The sequence below is a fragment of the Streptomyces sp. NPDC002698 genome (genome assembly GCF_042888945.1).
Classification (GTDB): Bacteria; Actinomycetota; Actinomycetes; order Streptomycetales; family Streptomycetaceae; genus Streptomyces.
This window is the reverse complement of record NZ_JBIAQM010000002.1, coordinates 69,989-90,840: the sequence shown is the minus strand read 5'-3', so window position 1 is coordinate 90,840 and position 20,852 is coordinate 69,989. Positions and strand designations below refer to the sequence as shown.

Here is a 20,852-nt window from a genome sequence, read left to right as displayed (position 1 = left end):
CTGCCCGTCGTACGAGGTGATCAGCCGCCGATGACGCCGTCAGCGTGACGTTCGGCCGCGAACGCAACCGAAGGGGCCCTCACGGAGATCTGGACAAGTGATTCACAACACATCGGTGAGGAGACAGAGATGACCCCCTGGAGCAGTGAGAGCCTCGGTTCCTGCGCGTTCGCCGACCCCTATGCCGTCCACCCCCGTGACACCGCCGTGCCGGCCCAGGCGCAGCCCCTGGACGACGGCGACTTCCTCCTGCCGCCCCCCAACCCCGCCCACCGCCTCGGCTTCACCATCGACCCGCAGGACGAGCGGCGCCTGGCCCTGCACGCGACCCTCACCGCCGCCGGCATTCCCCCGATGCCCGAGGACCGTGCGGTCATCGACCAGATCAGCGCGCTTCCGGCGGACGTCAACGAGGTGCTTCAGCGCTGGCTGCACCACACCCTGTGACACCGGTCAGGGCGGAGTCGTGGTCCGGGCACGTACTTCCCGGAGGAGAGCCGGTCGGAGATCATGAAGCATGGGCCCGGACGACTGGTACTTCACCGAAGACATCGACGACTTCCTCGCCCGAGCGGGAGACTTCCTGTGCTCGCGCCCCGTCATGCACAACACGCCCCTGACCACGCTCGCGAGAATGCGGGCACAGGGCGCGGGCGCACATGGCGGAGCCACCGTCTTCGGCCGGCTGGAGTCAGGGGGCGAGGTCCGGGCCGTCCTGTACCGCACCGCGCGCGGCCGCCTGACCGTCACGACGCTCGCCCCCGAGCAGGCCGACACCCTCGTCCCCCGGCTGACCCGCCTCGGGCACCGCGTTTCGGGCGTCACCGCGGACCAGGACACCGCCACCGCTCTCGCGGAGGCGTGGCATCGGCACAGGGGCGGCGCGGCGCCGGTACGTGACTGGTGGGGCCGTCTGCACCGGCTCGGCACGTTCACCCCGCCGGAGCCGGTCCCGGCGGGCCGGAGCCGGTCCCGGCGGGCCGGAGCCGGTCCCGGCGGGCCGGGGCCGGCCGGTGGGCGAGCGGGAGTACGGGCAAGTGATGCGCTGGTGCCGTGAGTTCGCCGCGGACGTCGGGGAAGCCGTCTCCGTGACCGCCGAGTCCTGGGACGGCACACGCTTCGCCGAGAAGCGCTACACCTTCTGGGAGACCCCGGACGGCACGCCCGTCTCCATGGCGGGCGCGAACCCGCTGGTCGGCGGCCAGGTCCGGGTGGACCCCGTCTACACCCCGGCCGGCCTCCGGGGGCGCGGCTACGCGGGCGCCGTCACGGTCGAGGTGAGCAGGGCCGCGCTGGCCGCGGGCGCGAAGGAGGTCGTGCTGTTCACCGACCCGGCCAACGCGACCAGCAACGCCCTCTACCGACGCATCGGATACGTCCCGGTCACCGATTTCGTCGGTTACGCCTTCTCCGGCTGACGGCTGACGGCTGACGGCTGACGGCTGACTGTCGACGGTTGACGGTTGGCGGCTTACTGTTGACGGTTGCCCGGCCGGACGTGCTTCCGCCTGTCCCGGTTATCCTGCCTCGTTCCGAACAAGCCAGGAGGTCCAGCACCATGAGCAGCACCATGCCGTCGCTTCCCGAGCGGATCGAGCTCTCGGGGGAGGGGCTCGTCCTTCGTGACTGGACGGAGGCGGACCTGACGGCGATGCCGGAGTTGTTCGATCACCCCGACATCGCCTACTGGACACCGCTCGTCTCCCCGTTCGACGAGGCCGCCGCCCGCGCGCGACTGGACCGGGACCGCCAGTTGCGCGCGGAGGGCACGGTCATTCTGCTCGCGATCACGGTCGACGGCGGAGCACCGCTCGGCGAGGTGATGCTGCGGCGCGCGCCCGAGGGCACGGAGATCGGCTACGCGGTGGGCCCCGCGCACCGCGGTCAGGGGCTGGCGGTGCGGGCGGTACGGGTGATGGCCGCGTACGCCTTCGAGCGGATGGGCGCCGAGCAGGTGATCCTGGAACTGGAGGCCGAGAACGCGGCCAGCGTCGCCGTGGCCACCAAGGCGGGCTTCACGCTGCTCGACGTACCGCTGATCACAGGTGAGGAGAAGGGGCGTCCCTTCACCCTGCAGACGTGGGGCCTGGATCGCCCTTGACCGGCGAGCCTCCTCATCGAGCGGTCGGTCGCCGACGGGAGGCGGCCGCTCGATCCCAGGGCGACTCCGGACGTACGGGCCGTGGCGGGGGCCGCGTTCCACGGTCTGCCCCAGCCGCTTGTCCGGGCGGCGGACCCGGAGACTTCACGGCGTCCGTACCTCCAGTTCACGCAGTTCGGCCGTGGCCTCCGCCTGCCGGGGGCTGTTGAGCTCGCGAAGTCCCTCGTGGGCGGCGAGCAGGGTTCGGCGAGCCTCCTCGTAGCGGGCCAGGTGGCGAAGCACGATGCCGAGGTCGAGGCGGGTGGTTTCGGCCCAGGTGGGCATGCTCGTGGTCTCGAAGACGTCCAGCGCCTGCTGGAGCGGTCGTTCGGCCTCCGGCCAGCGTCCCAGCGCCGCGAGGTCGTTGCCGATCTGCTGCCGGACCGCAGCGAGGTACACGGTGATCAGCTCGGTCGGCCGTCCGGGCACCTCCGCCCGGCAGATCGCCTCGCCGCGCAGGTGGATGGCCAGGGCCTCCTCGACACTGCCCGACTGACGTAGATAGCTGCCCAGCGTGTTCAGGACGGTGAGTTCGGCGAGGCGGCCCTGCACGGAGGTCTGGTCGGCCAGACAGACGGCGGCGTCGCGCAGCCGGGCTATGGATTCCTCGGCCCGGCCGGTGCGCTGCAGAGCCGCTGCCCCGTAGCCCAGCGCCCAGCCCATCTGGAGCCGGTCCCCGATCTCACGGGCCACCTCCAGGGCGGCGTCCGCGGCGACGAGTGCGGCGCCGGGGTCGTGGACGCAGACGTTGTACGACCAGGCCAGGAAGTTCAGCTGGACGGCCTCGTCCTGCCTGCTGCCCAGCGCGCGGGCCGCCTCGACCCCGTGCTGGAACAGCTCCACCCACAGCTCCCAGTGCTGGTTGAAATCGGAGAACCAGTGCATGGCCCTGGCCGTGTCGATCACTTGCCGGTGGTGCCCCCTGGCCTGCGCGTGCCGCACGGCCGCGAGCCATTGGGCCCGCTCGGTCTCCAGCCAGACGCGGGCCTGGTCACGGTCGGCGGGTGCGCCGACGGGGTCGGGATCGCCGTGAAGCGAGTCCTCGTGGGGGTCGGCGTCGAAGCGCAGCGCGGCCGCCGTGGCCCGGCGCAGCATCCACTGTGCCGTCCGGTCCAGCGAGGCTCGGGACACCTCGGTGCCGTCCTCGGTGGCCAGTTGTTCGGCGGCGAAGATCTTCAGGAGGTCGTGGAAGCGGTACCGCTCTGCCGAGGCGTCGGACTGCAGCAGCCCGGCATCCGTCAGTTCCTCGGCGCACCGGGCCACCTCGTCGACCGGCAGGTCGGCCAGGAGAGCGGCGCTCTCCGGGCTGAAGTCGCCTCCGGCGGCCAGGGAGGCCCGCCGCAGTACGGTCCTGGCGGCCGGGGTCAACTGCCGGTAGGACAAGGCGAAAGCGGCTCGTACCTGAAGGTCGCCGACCTGGAGCGTGTCCAGGCGACGGCCTTCCTGGGCCAGTTGGGCGGCCAGCTTGCCGATGCGTTCGTGGGGCCGGCCGGCGAGGCGTTGTCCGGCGATCCGTACGGCCAGCGGCAGGAGTCCGCACAGGTCCGCGAGGTCGCGGGCGGCCTGGGCCTCCTGCCGTATCCGCTCGGGGCCGACGATACGGCTCAGCAGCTCGACCGCCTCCTCCCGGCGGAACAGGGCGAGGTCGCTGCGGTGGGCCGATTCGAGACCGGCCAGGGCGTGACGGCTGGTGATGATCGTCAGGCAGCGCCCGGCGCCGGGGAGCAGGGGACGGACCTGGTCCTCGCCCGCCGCGTTGTCCAGTACCAGCAGCAGCCGCCGGTCGCGGAGCACGGACCGCAGGAGCCCTGACCGGTCGTCGGTCGCGGCCGGGATCGCTTGCTCGGCCACGCCGACGGCCCGGAGCAGGGACGCGAGGGCGTCGCGCGCGGAGGTGGGCTCCGGGTCCATGCCGTGCAGGTCGAGGACCACCTGTCCGTCCGGGAAGTGCGGCGCGAGAGCGTATGCGGCGTGTACCGCGAAGGCGGTCTTGCCGAGGCCGGGCTGTCCCGACACCACGCTGACCGCGGAACGGCCGGCGCCGACGCCCTCGGCCAGGGCGAGCAACCGGGCCAGGGCCGGACCACGCGAGACGAAGTCGCCGACGTCACGCGGCAGGGCCAGAGGGCTGTGGGCCCGCGGTCCGGCGGCCGGTCGCGGGCGCGTCCGTCCTCGGCCGGCGGCCCGCTCCAGCTCCGCGGCGGTGTCGTCGTCCAGGCCCAGCCCGGCGGCCAGGGCTTGAACGGTGCGCCGCTGCGGCCCTCGGGAGCGACCGCGTTCCAGATCCGCCAGCGCGCGGACGCTCACCCCGGCGGCGTGGGACAGCCGCTCCTGGCTGAGTCCGGCGCGTGTGCGCAGGGTCAGCAGCAGCCGCCCGAACTCCGTGACCGGTACGGCAGTGCCCATGTCGAATCTCCCTGTTCAGCGCTGTCCGGCCGCGAACTCTCCCTTCCCGGCAGAAGTATGACGGGTCGTAATCCTGCCGGAAGAACTGCCTGGTGCCTCCCGGAGTCCGACTGATCAACTTGCCCCGTTCGCACGAGAGGGCCGGACCTCCGGATTCCCGGCCCGGTCCGGGCGCGGAGTCCGCGACAGCGCCGGGCCCGGCGGATCGAGCGCCGGAACGATGTGATGCGGATCATGCCGTCGGTGCTCTCTTCAGGAAGTGGGATTCGTGGAGCGACTCGACCCCCTCGCCTGCCGCCGGGAGGGCGTACGGCTCCACGGCCACCCCGCCGGTTCCCGGGCCGCCACGTCGTCCCGCGTCCGCCACCCACGTGCAACGACCACTCGCCTTCAACCCGAACTTCTGGGGGAGACTTGCGCTTAACCGTGAAGAGAACACGCGTCTTCACCGTCGCAGTGGCCACGTCGGTGGCCCTCGTGGCAGGTATGACCGGCCCCACGAGGGCGATCGCCGCGCACACGACGACCACACCGCACACCGCACGCTTCGACGGCGACCAGCGGATCCGGCTCATCACGGGCGACCGTGTGGTGGTCGGCACCGAAGGCCACGTGGTGGGCTTCGAGGCCGCCAAGGGCCGTGAGCGCATACCCGTGCAGGTGCGGCGCGTCAACGATCACACCTTGGTGGTGCCCAGCGACGCGCAGCGCCTGATCGCCACGGGGAAGCTGGACCAGCGGCTCTTCGACGTCGCCGAACTCACCGACCCGCGGCTGCGCGAGAGCCAGGGCGACGGGCTCAAGCTGATCGTGCGGTACGACGGGGGCGCCGACGCCGCACGGGCCGAAGTGCGTTCGGCCGGTGACACCCGACTGCGGCGCACGTTCCCCACCCTCGACGCCGACGCCATCCGTACGCCGCAGGACGACGTGGCCAAGGTGTGGGAGGCACTGACCGACGAGCGGAAGAGCGGCGTGCGCGCCACCGCCTCCGGTATCGGCAAGGTGTGGCTGGACGGGGTGCGCGGGGCGAGCCTGGACCGCGGCGTCGAGCAGATCGGCGCCGACAAGGCGTGGGAGGCCGGGTACGACGGCACCGGCGTCAAGATCGCCGTCCTCGACACCGGCGTCGACAAGACCCACGACGACCTGAAGACCCAGGTCGTCGACGAGAAGAACTTCTCCGGCTCGCCCGACACCGTGGACCGCGTCGGGCACGGCACGCACGTCGCCTCGATCGCCGCCGGGACCGGTGCCAAGTCGGGCGGTACGTACAAGGGCGTCGCACCGGGTGCCGAGGTGATCAGCGGCAAGGTGCTGAACGACGAGGGATACGGGGACGACTCCGCCATCATCGCGGGCATGGAGTGGGCCGCGGACCAGGGCGCGGACGTGGTCAACCTCAGCCTGGGCGGCCCGGACTCCCCGGGCGTCGACCCGCTGGAGGAGGCGGTCGACAGGCTGTCCGCCGAGAAAGGGGTCCTGTTCGCCGTCGCGGCGGGCAACGACGGCGAGTACGGCGAGTCGACGGTCGGCTCGCCGGGCAGCGCGGACGCCGCGCTGACCGTCGGCGCCGTCGACAAGGACGACAAGCTGGCGTCCTTCTCCAGCGTCGGACCGCGCGTCGGTGACGGCGCCGTCAAGCCGGACGTGACCGCCCCCGGCGTCGCCGTCACCGCGGCCGCCGCCTCCGGCAGCCGGTTCGACACCGACCCCGGTGTCCCGCACCCGGCCCCCGGCTACCTGCGGCTCGACGGCACCTCCATGGCCACCCCGCACGTCGCGGGCGCGGCTGCGATCCTCAAGCAGCAGCACCCGACCTGGAAGGCGGCCGAGCTCAAGGGCGCGCTGATCGCGTCCGCCAAGGGCGGCGACCACACCGTCTTCCAGCAGGGCTCGGGCCGCATCCAGGTCGACAAGGCACTGGCCCAGAGCGTGATCGCCGATCCGGTCTCGCTGGACTTCGGCGTCGCACAGTGGCCGCACACCGACGACCGGCCCCTCACCAGGAAGATCGGCTACCGCAACCTCGGGAGCGGCGACGTCACCCTCGACCTGTCGGTGTCCGCGCTGGACCCGGCGGGAAAGCCGGCCCCGGCCGGGTTCTTCGCGCTCGGCGCCACCCGGGTGACCGTGCCCGCCGGCGGCAGGACCGAGGTCGACCTGACCGCCGACACCAGGATCGGTGACGCCGACGGCACCTACTCGGGCTACGTCGTCGCCACCGGCGCGGGCCAGTCCGTCCGCACGGCCGCGGCGGCCGTCCGCGAGGCGGAGTCCTACGACGTCACACTCAGGACCCTCGGCCGCGACGGCGAGGACGCGCGGAACTTCTCCAACACCCTGCTCGGCGTCGCCGGCCCCGCCAAGGGCTTCCAGGCCCGTATCGGCGACGAGCCGGGCCCGCACACGATCCGCGTGCCCAAGGGCTCGTACACGCTCGACACGGCCGTCTACCAGGACCCGTCGGACTTCACCAAGGGCACCGACTGGATCTCCCAGCCGAAGCTGGACGTCTCCGGCGACACCACGGTCACCGCCGACGCGCGTACCACCGAGCCGGTGGACATCACCGTGCCCGGCCTCGACACGGCGGACTTCGGGGGGACCTACTACGAGCGCGCGACCGAGATCGGCTCCGTCGGCAGCGGCTGGGTCCTCAGAGGGTTCACCGGCTTCCGCACCGCGCACATGGGTCCGGCCGTCACGGACGGCTCGCTCCTGCAGACCTGGGACGCGCACTTCCTCAAGGACGCCGGCTCCCAGTACTCGGTGGCCTACGGCGGCGGGACACAGAAGGTCGCGACCGGCTACACCAAGCACGTGAAGGCGGACGAGCTGGCGACGCTCAAGGTCGGCGTCGGCGCCTCCGCCGCCGGGAAGACCGCTCTCGCCTTCCCGTACCCCCGTCTGCCGGGCGCGCCGGAGGGCAACGCGTTCTCGGCGGCGCAGGCGGCGCCGGGCACGCGCACCTTCTACGTCTCCACCGCCGACGGCGTCAAGTGGCTGACCAGAGTCAGCCAGCTGGGCGAGCCCGACGAGTGGGGCTACCCGGCCTTCGACGGGGCCTACGAGATGTCCGAGCCGAAGCGCTACGAGGCCGGCAGGACGTACCGCGAGAAGTTCAACACCGGCGTGTTCGGCCCGCTCCTGCGCGAGAACACGGGTGTCTTCCGCACCGCACCCGACCCGGCCACGGGCGAGCAGCAGCTCATCGGCTCCCTGCCGCTGTTCGCCGACGGCAAGGGCCACCCGGGTTTCTCGACGTACACCTCGGCCACGTCGGCGCTGTACCGCGACGGCGTCAAGGTCGGCGAGAACGACGACCCGCTGAGCGGCGCGAAGCCCTTCACCGTCGACTCCGCCGACGCCGAATACCGGCTGACGACCTCCGTCGAGCGCTCGGCGAAGGTCGCCGCGGCCTCCACCCGCATCGACGCCGGCTTCACGTTCCACTCCAAGGAGGTCCCGGCCACCACGGCGCTGCCGGTGTCCACGGTCCGCTTCGCGGCCCCCGTCGACCTCGCCTCGCGTGCCCCGGCGGACACGCCGGTCCGCATCCCGGTGACCGTGCAGGGCTCGGCGGCCGGAAAGAACCTCGGGTCGCTCACCGTGTCCGTGAGCTACGACGACGGGACGACCTGGCAGCTCGTGAAGGTCGAGAGCGGCGGGATCTCCGTGAAGAACCCGGCGAAGGACAAGGGCATCTCGTTCCTCGCCGAGGTCACGGACAAACAGGGCAACAAGTCGACACTGGCGATCCACAACGCGTACTACGGCAAGTGATGTCGCCCCGGTGACGAGGTGCGGGTGACGAAGTTCGCGTGACGACGACGTGCTGGAAAGTGTTCAAGGACGCTTTCCAGCACGTTCGTTCACCGCCCCGGATCCACCGGCCGCCGGCCGGTCCCGGGCCGGGAGGGCCGGCCGCACGGGGAAGCGGGCCGGCGAGTCGGCGAGTCGGCACGAACAGGCCGCACCCCGGCGTCCGGCGACTTCGTTCACGCGCCACTAACGATTGACGGACCGCATGCCCGCCTCGTCGTACCGCTCGCCCGCCGCCTCGGGCAGCTCCGCGTCGATGCGGGCCAGATCCTCCTTGGTCAGCTCGATGTCGACCGCGGCGGCGTTCTGCTCCAGGTAGGTGCGGCGCTTGGTACCCGGGATCGGCACCAGGTGCTCGCCCTGCGCCAGTACCCAGGCGATGGCGAGCTGGGCCGGGAGCACGTCCTTCTCGGCCGCGATCTCCTTCACCTTCGCCGCCAGCCGCATGTTCGCCTCGATGTTGGCGTCCTGGAAGCGCGGGTTCTGGCGGCGCCAGTCGTTCGCGTCCAGCTCGTCCGGCGAGGTGAACCGGCCGGCGAGGAAGCCGCGGCCGAGCGGCGAGTACGGCACGAAGCCGATGCCCAGCTCACGGCAGGCGGGCAGCACCTCGGCCTCCACGTCCCGCGACCACAGCGAGTACTCGCTCTGCACCGCGGTGATCGGGTGTACGGCATGGGCGCGCCGGATGGTCTCCGCGCTCGCCTCGCTCAGGCCGATGTACCGCACCGTGCCCTCGGCCACCAGTTCGCCCAGCGCGCCGACCGTCTCCTCGATGGGTACGTCCGGGTCGACCCGGTGCTGGTAGTACAGGTCGATGTGGTCGGTCCCCAGGCGTTCCAGGGAGCCGTGGACGGAACTCCGGACGTGCTCGGCCGAGCCGTCCTGCCGGCCGACCGTGCTGATGTCGCCCGGTACGGCGTCGTCCATCCGGTAGTTGAACTTCGTCGCGATCACGTACTCCTCGCGATGCCCCCGGATCGCCTCGCCGACGAGAGACTCGTTGGTGAGCGGCCCGTACATCTGCGCGGTGTCGAGAAAGTTCACCCCGAGGTCGAGGGCGCGCCGGATGGTCGCGATGCCCTCCTGCTGATCGGTGGATCCGTAGAAGGCGGACATACCCATACATCCAAGGCCGATGGACGATACCTGAAGGTCTCGCAGACCGCGTTTCTGCATGTCGTGTCCCATGCCTTTCCTGCACGCTCGTCCGTCGTTCGAGCGCACGAAGCCGCTCGTCGGCCCAGCGGCGAATTCCCACGCCGGCATCTCGCGCGAGGCGGCCGGCGACACGGGCCGTGTGCGCCGTGATGTCTGCAACGCTACGAGTTCGAGCGCACTCCAGCGCAAGTCGATCGCACCACGCTGCCCGCCCGGCCGCGCCCGGCTCATGAGGTGCCGTAAACGAGTCCTGGCCCCTTGGGGCGGCTTCACGCCGCCCCAAGGGGCCAGGATCTTCGTAGCGGGGACAGGATTTGAACCTGCGACCTCTGGGTTATGAGCCCAGCGAGCTACCGAGCTGCTCCACCCCGCGTCGACAGACTCATCCTATGGCATCGGCGGGGGCCGGAAGTACCACCCCGACTACGGAGTGACGGCGGGGGCGATCCGGGACCCGCTCGGCCGGGGGATATCCGATGGTGCGCGGGGCGACTGGGCGGGATCATGAACGACCGCCGTCCCGTGCGAGGGGCGGCGGTCGTCGATCGCGCCCCTTGGAGGCCTCCTGCATGACTGTTCTGCCGCTGATCCGACGCGTGCTGGGCGACGGGCCCTTCGCCGAGACGGGACTGCCGGGTCTGGCCGTCGCCGACGACCGCTCGCGGCGGGTCGCCGTGGCCGGGGACGTCGGTGCTCTTCAGTGGAGCGGCGCCGGGACGGCGGACTCTCGCTGGACGGGGCACCGCGTCGGTGTCTACGACCGGGACACCCTGCGGTGCGAACACCTGGTGAGATCCAGGTACCCCGTGCTCTCGTCCGCCTTCCACCCCGCCCTTCCGCTTCTGGCCGTCGGCACGGGGTCCTACGACGGGGGCTACTCGTTCGAAGGCGAACTCCTTCTGCTCCACCTGGACTCCGGCGCCGTGGTGTCCGCGCTGCGGTACGGGCGCGAGGTGCTGGACGTCGCATGGCACGGCGAGCGGGAACTGCGTCTGGTCCTGGCGCCCTGTGACGACTGGGAGAACCCGGAAGCGCACGAGCAGGGGCACACGGTCGTGGTCTCCCGCGACGACTGGAGCGCGGTGGGACCGAGGACCGTCGAACCGGAGGAACTCGCGGCGCCCGCGCGACCGGTCGCGCGGGCGGATCACCGGGCGGAAACGCGCCGCTTCCTGGCGGACCTCGCCACGGCGGCCGGCCGGGAGTGGTCGCCCCGGCGACGGGTGTGGGCTGTCGAGAGCGGGGAGGACGGCCGTGTGCTGGCCGCCCTGGACGGGGTCCTGGCGGAGTCGTGGCTGCCGTCGGGAGAGCGGGACTGGGTGGTCGAGGACGAGCAAGGCGGCCGCCAGCTCGTCCCCGCCTCCGACGGGACATCCGTGTGGACCAACGCCGAACGCCGCCTGCGACGGCGGGACGAACGGTGGCAGCGGGACGCGCCCCGGATCGCACGCGTGGCGGTCGGCACCGGGGAGGTGCTGGAGACGTTGGACCTGGGCCGGTCCGGTGCTCTGGTCTCCGGCGGCGGCCGGGTGGTTCTGAGGCCGACGGACCGTGAGCGCAGGCGTCCGGAAGGGCTGACGCTGTTCGACCTCGACGCCCGGGAGGAGGGCCCGGAGGCCGGCTCCTTCGACCTGTTCAACCACGCGTTCCCGGTCAGGCGTGCCGGCCGTGCGTACATCCTGGTGGGCACGCGGCCTGAGGCGCCGCACAAGGACAAGTGGATCGTGGCCGTGGGCGCCGACGGGACGGCGCGGCGGCTCTTCCCGCACTCCTGGGCGCCGCAGGAGCACCACTTCGGCGGTCCGGCGGCCGAGTTCGGGCGGTCTCTGGTGTACGCGGGCACCGTCCATGACGGTGCCGGACTCCAGCCCGGTGGCGCCTACGTCGTACGGCGGTCGCTCGACGGAGCGGTGAGGTGGCAGCACCGGACCGATCATCCGGCCACAGCGCTCGACGTCGACGAGGACACGGTCTACGTCGCCTACAACTCGGGTGCCCTGACCGCACTGGACGCCGACGACGGCACGGTCCGATGGCACACCGGCCTCGAGGTCGACGGAACCCCGACCACGGCACTCTCCCTCTCCGTGACGCCGCACGGACACCTGCTCATCGGGACGGTCGACGGCCGCATTCTGGAGTGCTCGGTCCGGCGGTGACCCGGGCCGTCCTCGATCCCGCCCTCGTCATGGGGGCGGGGCGAGGGGGGACTTCGCCGAACAGGAGGCGGAGAACGCGTCGACGAAGGGAACCGTCATCGACCCCGACCGCACCGCCTGCACGCTGCCTCCTGGACATCGTTTTCCGATCAGCTTCAGAGCCAGCCCTCAAGGGGCCAGGGTGAGGTCACCATGGTTGGACTTGGCGAGCGACCGCCCGATGACCATGCGCTGAATCTGGTTCGTGCCTTCGAAGATCTGAGTCAACTTGGCCTCGCGCATGTACCGTTCGACCGGGAACTCGCGCGTGTAGCCGACCCCGCCGAGGACCTGCACCGCATCAGTGGTGACACGCATCGCGTTGTCGGTCGCGACGAGCTTCGCGACCGACGCCTCACGGCTGAACGGCAGCCCCGCGTCCTTCAGCCGGGCGGCGTGGAGGGTCGCAGCACGCGCTGAAAAGACCGCGGCCTCCATGTCGGCGAGCAGGAACGCGACTCCCTGGTGGTCGATGATGCGTGATCCGAACGTCTCCCGATCGCGTGCGTAGGCGATCGCGTGGTCGAGAGCGCCCTGGGCGAGACCGACCGCGACGGCCGCGATACCGAGACGGCCGGAATCCAGGCTCGCGAGAGCGATACGCAGACCGCCGCCCTCGGCACCGATACGCCGCTCGACCGGGACACGGACGTCCCGGAGGACCATGGTCGCCGTCGTGGACCCGGTCAGGCCCATCTTCCGTTCGGGCGCATCAGCGGTGAGGCCCTCGGTGTCGGCGGGGATCATGAAGCACGAGATACCCGTGCGGTCCTCCGAGGTGCGGGCCATGACCTTGTAGTAGTCCGCGTGGCCGCCGTGGGTCGTCCAGGCTTTCGCACCGTTCAGGACGTAGTGATCGCCGTCCAGACGGGCCCGGGTCCGCAGCGCGGCCGGGTCCGAGCCGGCGTGCGGCTCCGAGAGGCAGTAGGCACCCAGCAGCTCGCCACCGAGCATCGCGGGCAGCCACTCCCGCTTCTGCTCCTCGGTGCCCGTCGTCGCCAGGCCGAAACACGACAGCACGTGCACGGAGACACCTACGCCCACCGAAGCCCACACGGACGCGATCTCTTCGACGACCTGCAGGTACACCTCGTAGGACAGGCCGCTGCCGCCGTACGCCTCGGAGTACGGCAAACCGAGCAGGCCGACGCGTCCGAGGAGCCTGAACACGTCACGAGGGAATGCCCCGTTCGCCTCATCGGCATCCGCTCGCGACGCGAGTTCATCGGCCGCCAGCTTCCGGACCAGCCTGATGAGGTCGAGGGACTCATCGTTCGGTAACAGACGACGCGCGCTCATGGCACCTTCCAGCTGTCGGGGCGAAACATCGTTCGGAGACATCGGCGGGGTTCGGACACGCAAGGTGCCACCAGGTCTTCTTTATCGCGTGGTCAGGCAGACGAGTCCGGCCGACGAGGAGAAGACCGTCCTCTTGCCGCACGTTCACGGACCGTGATCCGTTCGGTCTCGGCCCCGAGCCGTTCCGCTTCGCTGTGACAGGCGGCCTCCCGCTCCCGAAGCGGCCGCAGCACCTCATCACGGCTCATCCGACCCACCTCTCGCGCCAGCTGATCAACCAGCTACCGCAACGAGACGGGCATCGCACCGGACACGGGCGACCCCGTTAACCTCACCCGACGGGGACGCGCGCCCGAGGTGATGAACGTCCCTGGTGGGATCTGATCGTCAAGATCGTGGAGGCTCGCACCGACGTCGTTCGGGTGGTTCTGTATGCCGGGCGATACCTGGTTGGACCGGGGCGTTCCCCACCGCCCGGTTCGAGCGCTGTACCGATGACGCTGTGTGCGCTGCGTCTGCCAGGACGACGGGTGGTGCGGCTCGTTGCCCTCGACCGGCAAGGGCGCCCAGAAGAAAGATCGGTGAGCCTGTTCGCAGGCGGAGGCCGCATCGCCGGATCGGCCTCTCCTTCGGGGATCCGCCCGCCGGACGAGACCGTTCGTGGCGGCCGGCAAGATCTCCCGATCGTCGGCCTTCACGCCGGTCGGCGCGAAGGCGGCGGGCAGGCCGCGCGGGGTGCACAGCAGGTGCGGGCGCAGGTCGCGGAAGTGCATAGGGTGCGGCGTGGAGGGAGTCCAGGTCAGGCGTCACAGCCGACCTCTGGACTCCCTCGCTTCATCTCATGCGGGCCGGCAGGCCCTTGGCATCGTTCATCCAGTCGGACCGGGAGTTGACACGTGAAACCTCAGACCATCGACGTGCGTCAGATCGCCGAACCGCGTCGGACGGCTGACCAGGGCGGAACCGGCCACCGCGCCCCAACCGCGCCGGCCACCGTCCACGCGTCCACCGTGTCCCTCCCCGGCCGGCACGACCAGCACGACCACCCCACCCTGCGCGCCGCGCTCGCCGCCGCCGTCGAGGACACGATCATCTACGACCTGGACGGCATCGGCCGCCAGTACGCCGCCCTGTGCGCCGAACTGCCCGGCGTCGCCGTCCGGTTCGCGATGAAGGCCTGCCCGGTGGACGAGGTGCTCGGCCAACTCGCCCGGCTCGGCTGCGGCTTCGACGCGGCGAGCCCGCAGGAGATCGCCCAGGCGCTGCGCACCGGGGTGGCCCCCGGGCTGATCCACTACGGCAACACCGTCAAGTCCGACCGCAACATCGCCGAGGCCTACCGGCTGGGTGTACGCGACTACGCCACCGACTGCCTGGAGGACGTCGGCGCGATCGCCGAACATGCCCCTGGCTCCCGGGTGTTCTGCCGACTGGCGACCACCGGCGAGGGCGCGCTGTGGGGCCTCAGCCGCAAGTTCGGCTGCTCGCCCGAGGACGCCCTGCGGGTGCTCGGCGCCGCCCGGAGCGCCGGGCTGGTGCCCTCCGGCCTGTCGGTGCACGTCGGCTCCCAGCAGATGACCGCCGAGGCCTGGGTCGCGGCGATCGACTCGCTGGCGGCGGTCCTGGAGGCGCTCAACCGGCGCGGCATCACCCCGGACCGGATCAACCTCGGTGGCGGACTGCCCGCCCTCGGCGTCCTCGACCGGCGCGGCCGGCCGTTGGAACCGCCGCTGGACAAGATGTTCGTGGTGATCCGGGAGGGCATGGAACGGCTGCGTGCCGTCAACGACGCCCCGCTGGAATTCCTGCTGGAGCCCGGTCGCCACCTGGTCGCCGACCACGGAGCGATCCGCGCTCACGTCGCCCGGCTCTCTTCCCGGCACCGGCTCGACGGCACCCGTGAGGACTGGATCTACCTGAGCTGCGGCAAGTTCAACGGCCTCTACGAGATGGACCAGTTGCAGTACCGCCTGGAGTTCCCCACCCATTTTGGCGGGCAGTTCGTCGACGCCACGGTGGCCGGCCCGACCTGCGACAGCGACGACGCGTACGCCCAGGGGGACGGCCTGGTACGGATTCCGCGCGCGATCACCTCCGGCGACCCGGTGTGGGTCCACTCCTGTGGTGCGTACGCCGCCGCCTACGCCACCCGGGGGTTCAACGGCTTCGCACCGCTGCCGTACACCTGCGTCGGAGGCCCGGCTCCGGACGGAGGAGGCGCGTGACCGACACCTGGATCCGGCTGCTTCGGGAGGAGGACTGGGACGAGGTGGTCGCGCTGGAGGAACGCACCTACGCCGCGAGCGGTCTGTCCGAAGGGCGGGAGGCGCTCCGCTCCCGGCACCGAGCCTCGCCCTCGACCTGTTTCGTACTGGAGCACTCGGGTGGCTTCGGAGGCTATCTGCTCGCATTGCCGTACCCGCTGTTCCGCTGCCCGGACCTGAGCCTGGCCGAGGAAGGCGCGGCACAGGAGAGCAAGGGGGGAAGCAACCTGCACACCCACGACCTGGCGATCGTCGAGCGGGCGCGCGGCCGGGGCCTGGTCCGCCGGATGCAGCGGCATCTGGAGGAGACCGGGCGGGCGGCCCGCTACCGGACCCTTTCCCTGGTCGCCGTGCGCGGCTCCGAGGCGCTGTGGTCCCGGCTGGGCTACCGCGCCCGGCCCGAGATCGGGCTGCCCGCGAGCTACGGTGCCGAGGCGGTCTACATGGCGAAGCCGCTGGAACCCGCTGTCACCGGTTCGACTCCCGGATCCCCTCCCAGAGTCGAAGCGGGCTGATGGGGATGCCCTCCGTGTCCGACGAGTTCCGCCACCCTCAACCGGCCGTCAAGGCACTGTCGTCCGTCAAGGCACTGTTCTTCGTCCTCGGATTCCGGTACGCCACCTGGGTTTCCGGACACTGGCCAAGTCGCGGACGCGTTCGTCCTGCCCGGACAGGCCGGCCGCAGCACAGCTGATCAAAATGCCGGGGTGATCGCCGGTCTCGGCCGCGGTACCGCCGACGCCACCGCGACCGTCCCCGGCGCCCTCGCCACCGTCGGCACTCCACCCGAGGTCACGGCCGTCCTCGCCGAGGACCTGCCCGACCACCCTGCTGGGACGGTGAGACGCGCCACGCGCGACAAGCGTCCACACACCGAGGTGGTCGGCAGGCCTTCGGCCAACTCATGGACGGGGAGCCGGAGGAGCAGAGCCCGTGCTCGTCAGTAGCGCCAGCGGACGGCCTCGATGACGTCCGTGTCCGTGTGCATCGCGAACAACTCCGCCTCCGCCCGCCGGACGGCCAGCACGGCCTCGTACAACTCGGGACCGAGGGCCTGCCGCAGCAGTGCGGACTTCTCGTAGGCGTCGATCGCCTCCGGCAGGCTCGCCGGGAGGCGCTCGGCCGCGCCGAGGGCGGCGGGGTCGCCCGGGGTCTCGGGCGGGAGGGGCAGGCCGGCGTCCAGGCCGGCGAGTCCGGCGGCCAGCACGCCGCCGATCTCCAGATACGGGTTGGCGGCGGCGTCGAAGCACTTGAACTCGGCATTGGCCTGCCCGGCGGCGGAGCCGGTGATCAGGCGCAGCGCCGCCTCCCGGTTCTCCAGACCCCAGCAGCGGTAGGCCCCGGCGAAACGGGAGGGAACCAGCCGCAGGTAGGAGGCGACGCTGGGCGCGCCGAGGGTGAGCAGGGCGGGCAGCTCGGCCAGTACGCCCGCGAAGAACTGCTCGGCGTCGGGGTGCAGTCCGTGGCGGCCGGGGCCGCCGTGCCCGAGGTTCCGGCCCTCTCGCCAGAGGCTGAGATGCAGGTGGCCGCCGTTGCCGATCGAGCCCTCGGTGAAGACGGGCGCGTACGAGACCCGCAGGCCGTGCCGAGCGGAGACGGCCCGGATGGTGTGGCGCACCAGCATCGTGGTGTCGGCCGCCTCGACCGGCCCCTCGGCGGCGACCGAGACCTCGAACTGCCCGGCGGCGTACTCGGGGTGGAGCTGGAGTACGGCCAACCCCTGGACGGTGAGGGCGCGCAGCACCTCCCGCAGGTAGTCGGAGTGCTCGATGAAACGGGTCATCCCGTACGCGGGCCCGACCGTCGCGGGGGCATCGGACGGGTCGGCCACCACCCACTCGACCTCGATCCCGGCTCGCACCGACAGCCCGCGCCGCTCGACGGCCTCGGTGACCTGGCGGGCGAATCGGCGCTGACAGCCGGGGTGCGGGGTGCCGTCCTGGGTGTAGCGGTCGGCCGGGGCCCAGGCCCAGCCGGGCTGGGCGGCGAGCGGCGTGAGCCGGTCGAGGTCGGGGACGAGCCGCAGGTCGCCCACCGGGCCGGTGCTCGAAGGCGCGGTGGTGATGGAGTCGTCGACCAGGGCGACGTCGAAGCAGGGTACGGCGCCGACGCCGTACTCGGCGGCGTGTTCGAGCTGGGTGAGCGGGACGGACTTCACCCGGGTCAGCCCGGCGTTGTCGACCCAGCCGAACACCACTCCGTCGATTCCGTCGGCGGCGAGCTGGGCTTCGGCCGCCCGGGCCTGGGCGGCCCGCTCAGCTCGGGGGTACGTGGTGGCCATGCCGATCATGCTGGCGTTCGCGGCAGCCGGTGCGCCAGTGGCCGGCCGGGAGTTCACTCGTCCGTGAACGGCCGGACCTGCGACGTGACTCAGGACGGGCGGCGTGCGAACTCGGCAGTCGCCACGAAGCCGATCGCCAGTAATAGGTAAATTGGAAAAGAACTTCGCTTGGTGAATGCGCCTACCGCAATGCGTGGCGGTCAGAACAGGGATGGCACTCGCATGAGTGAAACCCGCCGAGACCGTTTGGCCTCGACAGTCGTGACTGGGCTACGGTGCTCGATGAGCGGACGGTTTACCTCATCGACAAGGAATTCAACCCGGCGGGAAGTCCGGCACGGGATATCGAGAATTCCGGAAATGAGTGCTTCCGCCTTCCCCGCTGTGCGTGCTCCGGAGTGCGCAGTGCCCTGGGTCTCCTGTCATACATCTGCGTGAACAAGTTTGGAGCATCATGCCGCCCGTCGTTCCGCCGTTTCTGATCGGTCTCATCGTCGCGCCACTGGCCAAGCGTGTCCTCAAGCCGCTGATGCGCGGTGTCGTCACGACGTCCGTCGGTCTTGTCATGGAGGTGAAGAAAGCGGCCCAGGAGGCCGGAGAGAACATCCACGACCTCGCGGTCGAGGTGGCCGCCGAGATGGTGGCGGCGCAGATCGCCTCCGGTGACGACCAGCGGCCCACCGCGGACGCGGCCTCGAACGGCGAGAAGGACGAGGCCAGGACTCCGAAGATCCGCGCGACCGTCGGTGCCGCGAAGGCGTAGTGACGCCCTGATGCCCGCCCGCCGCCTGGGCGCGTCTTCCTGCCGACCGCGGAAGACGGGTCCTCGCGGCGGTCGGCCGCGGCCCTTTCGGCTGCGCCTCTTCCCCTCTCTCGGACTTTCCGCTCCGTCGCGGTAATCCGCCGTGCGCCGAATTCCGCCGCGCCCGTCGACGGATTATCCGTGACCTCCGCAAACAGGTGATCGTACGCATGTCATCGCTACTGGGTGCCGCAACCGGATTCCGGTCCGCGGAATGGGACGTGAATCCGCGCTCGGTCACTCCGGGCCGTCAGCGTTGGGACGTCAAGCTGGTGCTCGGACGGCCACGGACGGCCGAGTTCCTCGCCGCCGCGCTGCGCCGCGTTCCCGGGATCACCGAGGCCCGGGCCAACCCGGTCACCGGCGGGGTGCTCGTCCGGCACGATGCACGGCTGCGCGCCACGGACGTCGGCCGGATCGTCCGCAGAGCCGTCACCCTGGTCGCGGAGGATCCGGCCGGAGCGGGACGTCCGGCACCGGCCCGGCCCGTCGCCGCACCGGCCCCGCAGGCGGACCGCGGCCTGGTCGTGCGACCGGTGCTTGCCGTCGGCGCCGGGGTCGCGGCAGGGATCGCGCTGATCAAGGGGTCGGCGCCGAGCAGACAACTGGTGGCGGTGGGCGGGGTGGCCGCGGCGACCGCGGCCGTTCTCCGGAAGGCCTGGCGCGGAACGGCCGACGCGTCCCGGGAAGCGGCCGGGCCCGGCGTCGAGCGCCACCCCCTGGTGGAGATCGTCGGACCGCACCGGCGCCGTCTCTCCGGGGCCGTTGCCCTGTCCATCGCCTGCCAGGTCTCGGAGATGGCGCTCGGTACCTTCCTCGGCTGGACCGGACTGGTCCTCATCAAGGGGCAGGCGGCTCCGCTGGTCCGCCTCGGCCTGACCACCGCATCCGCCCAACTCTTCGGGCTGGCGGGGCTGATGACCGCCGCCTGCGCCGCCGTGGGGGGCCTCTCGTACGCCTCGAACCTCCAGTGGCGCCGGCTCGGCCAGGACATCGAGCACGACTGGCGCAACCGGACGTACGCCCATGTGCAGCACCTCGAACTACGGCACCTGGAAGGCGAGCGCACCACCCGGATCGCCGGCGCGCTCACCGACGACGTCCGTCAGCTGGGCACCTTCTTCGCCACCTCGGCCAACGACCTGCTGCAACTCGGCACCAGTCTGGCCCTCCTGGTGCCGCTGTTCCTGTTGCTGGCACCACAGATCGCCTGGATCGCGTTCCTGCCCATCCCGGTCATCGCCTGGCTGTCGTTCCACTACCAGGACAAGGTCGCGGCCGACTACGCCGTCTCCGGCGAGTACCGGGCCAGGCTGCACAGCCAGTTGGTGAACACGCTGGAGGCCGGTGCCACCGTCAAGAGCTTCTGCACCGAGGACTACGAGGCCGAGCGCATCGACCGGCTGAGCGGGGAGGTCCAGGACAGCAGTCGGCGGACCGACCGGAGCACGATCCGCCACGCCGAGATCGTCCGGGTCTGCACGACCGGCTCGATGGCCGGAACCCTGCTGATCGGTGGCCGGGCGGTGCTCGACGGCAGCCTGCCGTTCGAGGTGTTCAGCCCGCTCATCGGGCTGCCCCAGATGGTGTTGCTGCGGATGAACCGGCTCGGCGGCATCGTCGACCAGTACCAGCGCACGCTCGTCGCCTACGACCGGGTCCGGCGGCTGCAGGTCCTTCCCCTCGAGGCCGACGGCGACGGCGGAGCGCTCGACGTCGAAAAGGTGCGCGGCGAGATCGTCCTCGACGACGTGACCTTCGCCTATCCCGACCGGCCGCCGGTGCTGGAGGGGCTCTCGCTGGCCATTCCCGCCGGGCAGGTCACCGCCCTCGTCGGTGCCACCGGCTCCGGCAAGACGACCGTCGCCAAGCTGCTGATGCGCTTCCTGGAAACGGAGTCGGGCAGCGTGCTGCTCGACGGGCGGGATGTCCGCGACCTGCCGAGGCAGGATCTGCGCCACGCGATCGGGTTCGTCGCCCAGGACCCCTTCCTCTTCGACGGCACCATCGTCGACAACATCCGCTACGGCAGCTTCGGCGCCTCGGACGAGGCCGTGGTCGAGGCGGCCAGGATGGCCGAGGCCCACACCTTCGTCGCGATGCTGCCGGACGGCTACGACACGGTGATCGGCGAACGCGGCGCAGCCCTCTCGGGCGGCCAGCGGCAGCGGATCGCACTGGCGCGCGCGATCCTCAAGGACGCTCCGGTGGTGATCCTCGACGAAGCCACCTCCGCCGTGGACAACGAGACCGAGGCCGCCATCCAGCGCACGCTCCGTGCCTTCGCGGCCGACCGGACCATGGTCGTCATCGCCCACCGGCTCTCCACGGTCCGCCACGCCGACCGGATCTACGTCATGGACACGGGCGGCGTCGTGGCCGAGCAGGGCACACACGACGAACTCCTCGCTCTGCACGGACTCTACGCATCCCTCTGGCGGCTCCAGGCCGGAGAACTCGTCGCCTGACCGCAACGGCC

The 20,852-nt window shown here is 71.3% G+C and carries 13 protein-coding genes, 1 tRNA gene and 1 pseudogene; 10 read left to right on the top strand and 5 right to left on the bottom strand.

Annotated features, from left to right (window positions below; all coding sequences use genetic code 11):
* Window positions 1-129 precede the first annotated feature (129 nt).
* The 3 genes and pseudogenes from ACFYW9_RS02710 (at window position 130) to ACFYW9_RS02700 (ending at window position 2,101) form a co-directional block, all read left to right on the top strand.
* A complete protein-coding gene (locus ACFYW9_RS02710; protein ID WP_351864639.1) occupies window positions 130-447 on the top strand; it encodes a hypothetical protein in 318 nt (105 codons plus the stop codon).
* Between the two features lie 70 nt (window positions 448-517).
* Window positions 518-1,418, top strand: a pseudogene (locus ACFYW9_RS02705) (GNAT family N-acetyltransferase).
* A 140-nt stretch (window positions 1,419-1,558) separates the two neighbouring features.
* Window positions 1,559-2,101 (top strand): GNAT family N-acetyltransferase, encoded by a 543-nt coding sequence (locus tag ACFYW9_RS02700; protein WP_389143762.1) that lies wholly within the window; start codon window positions 1,559-1,561, stop codon window positions 2,099-2,101.
* A 144-nt stretch (window positions 2,102-2,245) separates the two neighbouring features.
* On the opposite strand, the gene ACFYW9_RS02695 is transcribed toward ACFYW9_RS02700, so the two are convergent.
* Window positions 2,246-4,546 carry a tetratricopeptide repeat protein gene (locus tag ACFYW9_RS02695; RefSeq protein ID WP_389143759.1) on the bottom strand — a complete coding sequence of 767 codons (2,301 nt, stop codon included), beginning with the start codon at window positions 4,544-4,546 and terminating at the stop codon, window positions 2,246-2,248.
* Window positions 4,547-4,972: 426 nt separating this feature from the next.
* Between ACFYW9_RS02695 and ACFYW9_RS02690 the strand changes: the two genes are divergently transcribed.
* A complete protein-coding gene (locus tag ACFYW9_RS02690) occupies window positions 4,973-8,332 on the top strand; it encodes a S8 family serine peptidase (protein ID WP_389143755.1) in 3,360 nt (1,119 codons plus the stop codon).
* A 225-nt stretch (window positions 8,333-8,557) separates the two neighbouring features.
* Here the strand turns inward: ACFYW9_RS02690 and ACFYW9_RS02685 are convergent, their stop codons facing one another.
* Window positions 8,558-9,547 (bottom strand): aldo/keto reductase, encoded by a 990-nt coding sequence (locus tag ACFYW9_RS02685; protein ID WP_389144756.1) that lies wholly within the window; start codon window positions 9,545-9,547, stop codon window positions 8,558-8,560.
* A 281-nt stretch (window positions 9,548-9,828) separates the two neighbouring features.
* Window positions 9,829-9,902, bottom strand: a tRNA-Met gene (locus ACFYW9_RS02680).
* A 196-nt stretch (window positions 9,903-10,098) separates the two neighbouring features.
* On the opposite strand from ACFYW9_RS02680, the gene ACFYW9_RS02675 reads away from it, so the two are divergent.
* Entirely contained in the window at window positions 10,099-11,688 is a 1,590-nt protein-coding gene (locus ACFYW9_RS02675) for a PQQ-binding-like beta-propeller repeat protein (protein WP_389143752.1), read from the top strand.
* 168 nt (window positions 11,689-11,856) lie between these two features.
* Here ACFYW9_RS02675 and ACFYW9_RS02670 read toward each other — a convergent pair whose 3' ends face one another.
* Window positions 11,857-13,026 carry an acyl-CoA dehydrogenase family protein gene (locus ACFYW9_RS02670; RefSeq protein WP_351864655.1) on the bottom strand — a complete coding sequence of 390 codons (1,170 nt, stop codon included), beginning with the start codon at window positions 13,024-13,026 and terminating at the stop codon, window positions 11,857-11,859.
* Window positions 13,027-14,078: 1,052 nt separating this feature from the next.
* Here ACFYW9_RS02670 and ACFYW9_RS02665 point away from each other — a divergent pair.
* The 3 genes from ACFYW9_RS02665 (at window position 14,079) to ACFYW9_RS02655 (ending at window position 16,237) form a co-directional block, all read left to right on the top strand.
* Window positions 14,079-15,251: a type III PLP-dependent enzyme gene (locus ACFYW9_RS02665; protein ID WP_389144753.1), complete on the top strand. Its 1,173-nt coding sequence runs from the start codon at window positions 14,079-14,081 to the stop codon at window positions 15,249-15,251.
* The gene (locus tag ACFYW9_RS02660; RefSeq protein WP_389143747.1) at window positions 15,248-15,805 is read left to right on the top strand and encodes a GNAT family N-acetyltransferase; all 558 of its coding nucleotides are present in this window, start codon (window positions 15,248-15,250) and stop codon (window positions 15,803-15,805) included. Before ACFYW9_RS02665 ends, ACFYW9_RS02660 begins: the two co-directional genes overlap by 4 nt.
* Window positions 15,806-15,997: 192 nt before the next feature.
* On the top strand, window positions 15,998-16,237 hold the full coding sequence (locus ACFYW9_RS02655) for a hypothetical protein (RefSeq protein ID WP_389143744.1): 240 nt from the start codon (window positions 15,998-16,000) through the stop codon (window positions 16,235-16,237).
* Here the strand turns inward: ACFYW9_RS02655 and ACFYW9_RS02650 are convergent.
* Window positions 16,231-17,571 (bottom strand): glutamine synthetase, encoded by a 1,341-nt coding sequence (locus ACFYW9_RS02650; RefSeq protein WP_389143741.1) that lies wholly within the window; start codon window positions 17,569-17,571, stop codon window positions 16,231-16,233. The two genes, ACFYW9_RS02655 and ACFYW9_RS02650, sit on opposite strands and share 7 nt — an antisense overlap.
* A 454-nt stretch (window positions 17,572-18,025) precedes the next feature.
* Here ACFYW9_RS02650 and ACFYW9_RS02645 point away from each other — a divergent pair, with 454 nt between their 5' ends.
* A complete protein-coding gene (locus ACFYW9_RS02645; protein ID WP_389143738.1) occupies window positions 18,026-18,334 on the top strand; it encodes a DUF5132 domain-containing protein in 309 nt (102 codons plus the stop codon).
* A 209-nt stretch (window positions 18,335-18,543) separates the two neighbouring features.
* Window positions 18,544-20,841, top strand: a complete 2,298-nt coding sequence (locus ACFYW9_RS02640) for an ATP-binding cassette domain-containing protein (protein WP_389143735.1) — start codon at window positions 18,544-18,546, stop codon at window positions 20,839-20,841.
* Window positions 20,842-20,852 lie beyond the last annotated feature (11 nt).